Genomic DNA, 8,344 nt, shown 5'->3' with positions numbered 1-8,344 from the left:
CCTGTTCGGGCGGCGTTTCTGGGGCGGCGGCTGCGGGTGTCCGGTTGTGGGTTTTTTTCTTCACCTCCGCCGGGCGCCCCGCGCCCGGTCGGCCAACAGCGGCATTCTCAATCGTCCTCGCGGACGCCGAATCTGCGGCGGATCGGGAACGAGGCGAGGTAGCCCAGAATCAGCAACACCGCGATGATGCCGGTGCCGATGAGGGCGACATTGCGGGCCGTGTGATCGGGTGCGGGCGGCGCCTGCGGGACGGGCAGCTGCAGGCTCTTGGCGGGGCTGGGCCGCTTGGGCGGCAATTGATTCGGGACCTCGGCGGTCAGGGCCGCGACGGGATCGACAGCGCCGTAACCGACGTACGGACTCCAGCCCTCGGCGGGAGCGTGCGCGGTCGCCTCGATACGTTTGATGACCTCTTGCGCGCTGAGTTGTGGGAACCGCGCGCGCACCAGGGCGGCGACGCCGGCGACGTAGGGACTGGCGAAACTGGTGCCCTGAATGGGTCCCATCTGCCCCTGCTGGCCCACATGGCTGGCGGCGACGATGGTGCCTTTGCTTCCCGGCGAATCGAACAGCGGGTCGAGCGAGGTGATGTCCTCACCCGGAGCCGCCACGCCGACCCAGGGACCGGGCACGGTGAACTTGGAAGGCTGTCCGTTCGCGTCCACCGATCCCACCGAAAGGACGTAGTCGTCGTAGCGAGCCGGTGAGACATTCACCTTGACCTTGTTCCACGGGTCGGCCGCAGGATCCAACGGGTCGAGCACCGTGTCGGCATTCTGGCAGTCGTGCTCCTTGTTCCCGGCAGCCGCGACAATGACGACGTCTTTGTCGACCGCCGCGTACCGCACGGCGGCGCCGAGCGAATTGTCTTCCAGCAGTGAGCCGGAGGCTTTGCACGCTACCTCGGAGATATTGATGACCGAGGCGCCCATATCGGCGGCGCGAACGATCGCCTGCGCCATGGTGAAGGTGGTCCCGTAGCCCTCGGGCATCGCGTCCGGTCCCTTGTCCCGGTTGGCGCCCTTCTTCTGGTAGAGGCCGCTGGTCTGGCGGATGCTGAGAATCCGCGCCTCCGGTGCGACGCCGGCGAAACCCTGAGCGGGTTGTTCGTCGGTCGCGGCGATGAGCCCGGCGACCAGGGTGCCGTGCGCGTCGCAGTCCTCGGTGCCGTCGCCGTTGCTCACGTAGTCGCCACCGGCGATCAGCCCCGGCAGACGGGGATGTCGTGCGACACCGGTATCGATGACCGCCACCAATTGCCCCGCGCCCCTGGAGAACTGCCAGGCGTGCGGTAGGCCGAGGGCGCGTTGTGGCGTGGGAACGGTGGGGCCGTCTCCGCCGGTGCCCGTGGAGTTGCACGGCGCGTTCGCGCGTTCACTCTCGTCGGGTGGCGCCGGTCGGTCACCCGACGGGGGACTGACGGCCGGATTCACCACGGGCTTCTCGGCCTGAGCGACCCCCGGCCCGGTCGTGCCTGTCCCCAAGGTCGCGCTCAGTGCGAGAACAGCGCCGGCGGCGACTGTCCGGAGCACACGCGAGCACTGGCGGTTCGTACGGTTCGGAGTCATGTGCACCGGTCCCCGGCTCTACAGAGAACGGATCAGCGAGTACAGCTCGGCCACCCAGAACACCAGCGGCACAACCGCGGCCACGAAGGCGTACTCCAGCAGCTCGACGGCGCGGCGCATGGGCGGGGTGGCGGACTGGTTGGGCACGATGAGGCCGAGGACCAGGGCGGCGATCAGCATCACCATCGCCGCGCCGAACACGGCGAGCGGCTGGTCCATCATCAGCGCGGCGGCGATCATCATCGCCAGCAGGATCGTGGCGCCACCGGCGATCAGGACCACCGCCTGCTCGGCGCCCGCGTAGGTGCGGCTGCGGAACATCAGCACCACCGAACTCACCAGCGCCAGCGCGACACCCGGCCAGCACGGGGAGTCCGCGGTCGGATCGGTGGCGGCCAGCGCGCCGACGACCGTGACCACCGTGGTGGCGGTGACGAGACCGGCCAGATACATCCGGGCGCGTTCGGATTTCGTGCGCAGCGCCTCCATGGTCGGCAGGGCGCGGTGGTCGTCGGGGTCTTCCTCGGTGGGGTCGATCGGCGTGCCCGGCGAGGGCACCGGCGGCAGCGGCAGCTTGGACAGCAGCATCGACACCCGCGGCGCCATCGACAGCGCGCCCAGGGCGACCGCGGCGGCAACGGCGCCGATGGCCTTCACCGGCTGCGAGGTCAGCAGGCCTACCAGCGCCGCCGGCACCGCGAATACGGCGAGCGTGGTCGCGCCGATGAACAGCGCCAGGCCGACGCCGCTGACCCGCCAGGCCAGAATCGCGGTGGCGCCCACCAGAACCGAACCCAGCAGCAGATTCGCCCAGCCGTAATGGTCCGGCACCAGCAGCATGCCCGCGCTGAACGCCGCGGGCAGTGCGCAGCCGCCGACGATCAGGGCCGTCGACCGATCGCCGTACATGCGGCTCAGCACGGTCGCCGCGACGACGAGCAGCACCGCGATGAACGCCGCCAGTGAGCCGGTGATGTAGCCGGACAACGCATCCGGCGCGGTGAGCAGCCCGGCGCAGCCGACCAGCATGGTCAGCACCGCGATGATCGAACCGGTGATCCGCGCGACCCGCGGCGACCAGGCGCGGAAGTGGTCGGTGTCGGCGATCGCGACGTTGTACATGATGTCGTCGAACAGCGGTGTGGGCGCGACGTGGTCGGCGCTCTCCAGCATCAGCAGTTCGCCGTCGCGCACGCCGTGCTCGCCGAGGCTGAGCGAGTTGGAGAACGGCGGCTGGCCGATGCGCGCCAGCACCCACTCGGCGGGCTGGAACTGTTCACCGGAGTTGTCGAAGTCGTTGTGGCGGCTGTGCTGCGCGACCATGTCGACAACGCTGGGGATGACGAGGGCGACGGGCACATCGACCGGAATGGCCATGTCGACCTGAGTGTGCTTGGCAAGAATGGTTACTCGGGCAAGGTCGGGGGCTCGGACGATCCCGCGGCTCGAGTCCTCTTCGACATGTTCCAGTCGCGCGTGCGTCACGCTTTCCCCAACCTCGTCTCTACCTCTGTTTTCCGCATCCGCCCCGGTTTGCGGTCGCCCGGCCGATCCGTGCAGAATGCCCCCGAACTGTACGTCATGTCGGCAGTGCCCTCTACACTGAGTCCGCAGCACTGTCGCGAAGGGGGATCTTCCGTCGATGAGCACAGTCCGGTTTCAGCGCCGTCAGCGTCGGGAGGTTCCGCGGTCCCCCGGCGGTGAGGTGACGCTGCAGCCACCCCCGGAGATCCCGCGCGCGGTCCCCGGCAGTCTGCTGCAGAAGCTGATGCCGGTCGTGATGATCGTCGGCATGGTCGGGATGATGGCCCTGATGTTCACGCAGGGCGGAGGCATCGCCTCCAACCCGATGAGCATGATGTTCCCGATGATGATGGTCTTCTCGATGGTCGGCATGTTCGCCGGTCAGGGCGGGAAGGGGCAGAAGGCGGCCGAGGCCAACGAGGACCGCAAGGACTATCTGCGCTACCTCGACCAGGTCCGCAAGGATGTCGACGAGACGGCCACCCAGCAGCGCGAGGCCGTCGAGTGGAGTCACCCGGAGCCCGGCCTGATCTGGATGCTGGCCGGTACCAGCCGCATGTGGGAGCGCCGCCCGGGCGACAAGGACTTCTGCCACGCCCGCATCGGCCTCGGCGGCCAGCGCCTGGCGACGCGACTGGTTTCTCCCGAGACCGGCCCGGTCGAGGAGTTGGAGCCGATCGCGGCGGTCTCGCTGCGCCGTTTCGTCCGCACCCATTCCACGGTGCTGGACCTGCCGACGGCCATCGCGGTGAAGGGTTTCGCCACCATCCAGCTGAACGGCGACCGCGGCCAGGCGCGGGACATGACGCGCGCGATGTTGTTGCAGCTGTGCATGTTTCAGGCGCCGGATCAGGTGTTGCTCGCGGTGGTGTGCGGCGCCGACACGGCCGCCGAATGGGAGTGGACGAAGTGGCTCCCGCACACCCAGCACCCCGATTCGCAGGACGGCGTCGGCACCGAGCGCATGGTCTACGGCTCCGTCCGGGAAATGGCCGAGGGCCTGAGCCCGTTGCTGCACAATCGTGTTCGCTACTCGCGCAACCAGCCCGCCAACCAGAACCTGGTACACGTCGTGATCGTGGTCGACGGCGGACTGCTGGAGGCGGAGGAGGACAGCCTGCGGGAGTCCGGCTACGAGGGCGTCACCATCGTCGACCTGTGCAATTACGCTCCGCGCCTGGCGGTTTCGCGCGGCATCCAGATGGTGGTGGAGAACGGTGAGTGCGTCGGCCGCGGCGCCACCGGCAATATGGAGCGCTTCGCGCTGATCGACCGCATCAGCGCGCGCCAGGCCGAGCAGGTGGCCCGTCGCCTGGCCCCGTTCCGGGTGGCCCTGCAGCGCGGCGCCGAATCGGTCGCGGAGGAGAACGCCGAGGTCATCTCCTCGTGGTCGCAGCTGGTGAACCTGGGCGACATCGGCAGCTTCAACCCGGAGAACGGCTGGAAGCCGCGCTACGACCGGGACCGGCTGCGTGTCCCGTTCGGCGTCGGCGCCGACGGCCTGCCGGTGTACCTCGACATCAAGGAGGCCGCCGAGAACGGCATGGGCCCGCACGGCCTGTGCATCGGCGCGACCGGTTCGGGTAAGTCGGAATTCCTGCGGACACTGGTGCTTTCGCTGCTGGCGACGCACTCGCCCGACCAGCTGAACCTCGTCCTGGTCGACTTCAAGGGTGGTGCGACCTTCCTCGGTCTGGAGGGTGTCCCGCACGTCGCGGCGGTCATCACCAACCTGGAGGAAGAGGCCGACCTCGTCGACCGTATGAAGGACGCCCTGGCCGGTGAGATGAACCGCCGCCAGGAGGTGCTGCGCTCGGCCGGCAACTTCGCCAATGTCGGTGAATACGAGAAGGCCCGCGCCGCCGGCGCCGACCTCGACCCGCTGCCCGCGCTGTTCGTGGTCCTCGACGAGTTCTCCGAACTGCTCACCCAGCACCCGGATTTCGCCGAGTTGTTCGTGATGATCGGCCGCCTCGGCCGCTCGTTGCATGTGCACCTGCTGCTGGCCTCGCAGCGGCTGGAAGAGGGCAAGCTCAAGGGCCTGGAGAGCCACCTGTCCTATCGCATCGGCCTGAAAACGTTCTCCGCCAACGAGTCCCGCCAGGTGCTCGGCGTGCCCGACGCCTACAACCTGCCGAACAGCCCCGGCGGCGGTTACCTGAAATCCGGCGACGGCGAGATCCGCCGCTTCCAGGCCTCCTATGTGTCCGGTCCGTACGTCGGCGGCGGCGCGCAGCGCGAGGTCACCCAGGCGGGCATCGCGGGCGGCGAGATCGACATCAACGCCCGGCCGTTCGTCGCGGGCCACGTGGCCTTCCGAAACAGCGACCGGCTGCCGCTGCCGCAGGCCACCGAGGTGGTCGAGGAGGCCAAGGACGAGGCGGGCGAGAAGATGTCCAACCTGGACATGCTGGTCTCCCGCATCCGCGGCCACGGCCGCCACGCGCACGAGATCTGGCTGCCGCCACTGGATTCCGCGCCCACCCTGGATCAGCTCATCCCGCGCTCGATCCTCACCGGCGAGTACAGCCCGGTGGCGACGCTGCGCGCGCCGATCGGCATCGTCGACCGCCCGTACGACCAGCGCCGCGACCCGATGATCGTCGACCTGTCGGGCGCGCGCGGCAACGTCGCGGTGGTCGGTGGCCCGCAGTCCGGCAAGTCCACCGCGCTACGCGCGCTGGTCATGGCGATGGCGCTGACCCACACCGCCGAGCAGGTGCAGTTCTACTGCCTCGACTTCGGCGGCGGCACCCTGGCCAGCCTCGAGGGCCTGCCGCACGTCGGTTCGGTCGCGGGCCGCCTGGACGTCGACAAGGTGCGCCGCACCCTGTCCGAGGTCACCACCATCGTCCGCCAGCGCGAACTCCGATTCCGCCAGCTGGGCGTGGAATCCATGTCGGAGTTCCGGCGGCTGCGCGGCGGCGACCCGGCCGCCGGCCCCGCTGCCGCGGGTGTGCACGAGGACCCGTTCGGTGACGTCTTCCTCGTCATCGACGGCTACATGTCGATCCGCCAGGACTTCGATGTGCTCGAGCAGCAGATCATGAACCTTGCCGCGCAAGGCCTTTCGTACGGCGTCCACGTGGTGATCGCGCTGAACCGCTGGGCCGAGGCCCGCCCCGCGCTCAAGGATCAGATCGGCACCCGCATCGAGTTGCGCCTCGGCGACCCCATGGACTCCGACCTGGGCCGCCGCGTCGCCGCCCTGGTCCCCCAGGGCCGCCCCGGCCGCGGCATGACCCCCGACGCCCTCCACATGCTGACGGCCCTGCCGCGCGTCGACGGCCGGTCCAACCCCGAAGACCTGGGTTCCGGTGTGGCCGACGCGGTTCAGCGCCTGGCCCAGCAGACCCCCGGCCGCCCCGCCCCCTCGGTGCGCATGCTGCCCGAACTGCTCACACGCGACCATCTGCTACAGGGCATGGGCGGTTGGCCGAACAGCCTGGACCCACAGGTCCCGAACCTGCAGATCCCGATCGGCCTGAACGAATCCGAGTTGGCCCCGGTCTTCTTGAACATGGCCGAGCAGCCGCACGCCTTGATCTTCGGCGACAGCGAATGCGGTAAGACGAATCTGCTGCGCACCATTATTCGCGGCATCATGGATTCGAATACCACGGCACAGGCGAAGCTGATCATCGGGGATTATCGCAGGACACTGCTCGGGGTCGTCGAGACGAATCATCTGGCGGGCTACGCCCCTTCGGCCGAATTGCTCGAGGGAATGTCGGCCGAGCTGGTTGGCATGCTGCAGGAGCGGATGCCCGGCCCGAACATCACACAGCAGCAGTTGCGTGACCGGTCATGGTGGACCGGACCCGAGGTCTACGTGATCGTCGACGATTACGATCTCGTGGTCACCTCGTCCGGAAACCCGCTGGCGAGGCTCACGGAATATTTGGCGCATGCCAAGGACATCGGGTTCCACCTCATCATTGCGCGCCGGTCCGGCGGTGCGTCCCGCGCGATGTTCGAGCCGGTGGTTTCGCGCATGAAGGATGTCGGTACGACCGGCGTCATCATGAGCGGCAGTCGCGAGGAAGGACCGCTGTTCGCCAACGTCAGGCCGAGCGAGATGCCAGCGGGCCGTGGCACATTCATCGCACGGTCGGGCGCGACACTGGTCCAAACGGCATGGAGCCCCACGCAATGATCGCGGTGATTCGTCCGCTGTGGACCGCTGCGCTCCGGATATCCGCGTCAGCAGTAGACAACCGCGCGGGCTGGATGGCAGGCTATCGTCGACTAGGGTCGCCGGTCGGCGCCGAACGTCGAAGTGAGAGGGGGAGGTGGAGAAGACTATCGACACCGCGTGTGAACAGTCCATGCGGTCGATTGCCGTACTCGATCGGGCCGCTTCGGCTTGCGAGGGCGTGACATTCGGAACCGGGGACGTCCCTTGTGCGTCCAACTTGATGTAGGGAACTAGCCACCGTCACCGCGTGCCGCGGCGACTACATGAAGGAGCCATCCCATGGCATTCAATGCCGATGCAGGCGCGATACAGACATTCATCCAGGACATGAAGGATTTCCACCAGAACATTGTCGGTCAGGTCAACTACGCGCGTGGACACGCGGAGCAGTTGGCGGGCCCGTCGTTCCAGGGTGGCGCCGGCACCGCGCTCCAGAATAGCTTCGCGCGCTTCCTGGACGCCGCAACCAAGATGAACGACTCGCTCCTGCTGAACGCCGAGAACCTGGAACAGGTCAAGAAAAAGTTCGGCACCGTCGAAGACGAGCAGCTGGGCAATCTGCAGCAGACCGGCGGTCTGCTCGACTTCAAGGCCTGACGCCTCCCGTATCCACCTGATACGGACCGGCCCACAATCCTCGAGGAGAAACAATGACCGACTTCGGCGAACTCTCATACAACTTCGGCGCTATCCAGGAGGGCGGTGATGGCATCGAGCGGGCTGCCAAGGACATCACCAGCACCCTGGGAGACATGGAAAAGCGCTTCCAGACCTTCATCAACTCGGCCTTCGGTGGCCAGGGCGCCGAGGCGTTCGATCAGGTTCAGCGCAACTGGAGCCTGCAGTCGAACGACCTGACGGCGGCGCTGAGCCAGCTCGGTGCGCGGACCATATCCGCCGGTGAAGCCATGCACGGTGCCGACGTCTTGGCCGCGAAGATCATCGCGGGCTGACCCGCGCTGATTCGATAGCGAGCGAGTGTGGGGGGGCGCGCCCCCCGGCGGCGGGGGGGCCCCCAGGAGGACGGGGCCGCGCCCCGGCGGGGAGGGGGGGG

General features: G+C 68.1%; 5 protein-coding genes. 3 read left to right on the top strand and 2 right to left on the bottom strand.

What is annotated here, in order from left to right:
• Positions 1-107: 107 nt before the first annotated feature.
• Entirely contained in the window at positions 108-1,568 is a 1,461-nt protein-coding gene (mycP, locus tag QH470_RS18120; protein WP_425302696.1) for a type VII secretion-associated serine protease mycosin, read from the bottom strand.
• Positions 1,569-1,586: 18 nt separating this feature from the next.
• Positions 1,587-3,053, bottom strand: a complete 1,467-nt coding sequence (gene eccD, locus QH470_RS18115; RefSeq protein WP_280273562.1) for a type VII secretion integral membrane protein EccD — start codon at positions 3,051-3,053, stop codon at positions 1,587-1,589.
• A 157-nt stretch (positions 3,054-3,210) separates the two neighbouring features.
• Here eccD and eccCa point away from each other — a divergent pair, with 157 nt between their 5' ends.
• From eccCa to QH470_RS18100, 3 genes are all read left to right on the top strand, one after another.
• The gene (gene eccCa / locus QH470_RS18110; protein ID WP_280273561.1) at positions 3,211-7,248 is read left to right on the top strand and encodes a type VII secretion protein EccCa; all 4,038 of its coding nucleotides are present in this window, start codon (positions 3,211-3,213) and stop codon (positions 7,246-7,248) included.
• A gap of 321 nt (positions 7,249-7,569) precedes the next feature.
• Positions 7,570-7,887, top strand: coding sequence for a WXG100 family type VII secretion target (locus tag QH470_RS18105; protein WP_280273560.1), 318 nt, complete (start codon positions 7,570-7,572; stop codon positions 7,885-7,887).
• 53 nt (positions 7,888-7,940) lie between these two features.
• Positions 7,941-8,243, top strand: coding sequence for a WXG100 family type VII secretion target (locus QH470_RS18100; RefSeq protein WP_280273559.1), 303 nt, complete (start codon positions 7,941-7,943; stop codon positions 8,241-8,243).
• The last annotated feature ends 101 nt before the right edge of the window (positions 8,244-8,344 follow it).

The sequence above is a fragment of the Nocardia wallacei genome (assembly GCF_029868745.1).
Lineage (GTDB): Bacteria > Actinomycetota > Actinomycetes > Mycobacteriales > Mycobacteriaceae > Nocardia > Nocardia wallacei_B.
This window is presented reverse-complemented; position numbering and strand designations above follow the sequence as displayed.